This is a genomic window from Streptococcus sp. WM07, assembly GCF_004570525.1.
Classification (GTDB): domain Bacteria; phylum Bacillota; class Bacilli; order Lactobacillales; family Streptococcaceae; genus Streptococcus.
In genome coordinates, this window is record NZ_SPPZ01000152.1 from 1 (window position 1) to 536 (window position 536).

General features: G+C 47.0%; 1 protein-coding gene. It reads left to right on the forward strand.

The window, feature by feature from the left end:
* Nucleotides 1-536, forward strand: a 536-nt coding sequence (locus E4T71_RS08805) for a DUF1542 domain-containing protein (RefSeq protein ID WP_135038959.1), incomplete at both ends; no start/stop codon positions are given.

The following is a 536-nucleotide window of genomic DNA, read 5'->3' on the forward strand; positions in this document are numbered from 1 at the left end:
CGCTCAAGCCAAGAAGGATGAAATTGACGCTCGCTCTGATCTAACAGACGAAGAGAAAGCAGCAGCTAAGGCTCAAGTTGATGCAGAAGCAGAAAAAGCCAAAGCTGCAGTAGATGCAGCAACAACAGATGCAGGAGTTGAAGAAGCTAAGACTGCAGGTGTTGATACTGTTAAAGCTATTAACCCAGATGCAGTTGCTAAGCCTGAAGCGAAGAAAGCCGTCGATGAAGCCGCTCAAGCCAAGAAGGATGAAATTGACGCTCGCTCTGATCTAACAGACGAAGAGAAAGCAGCAGCTAAGGCTCAAGTTGATGCAGAAGCAGAAAAAGCCAAAGCTGCAGTAGATGCAGCAACAACAAATGCAGGAGTTGAAGAAGCTAAGACTGCAGGTGTTGATACTGTTAAAGCTATTAACCCAGATGCAGTTGCTAAGCCTGAAGCGAAGAAAGCCGTCGATGAAGCCGCTCAAGCCAAGAAGGATGAAATTGACGCTCGCTCTGATCTAACAGACGAAGAGAAAGCAGCAGCTAAGGCTC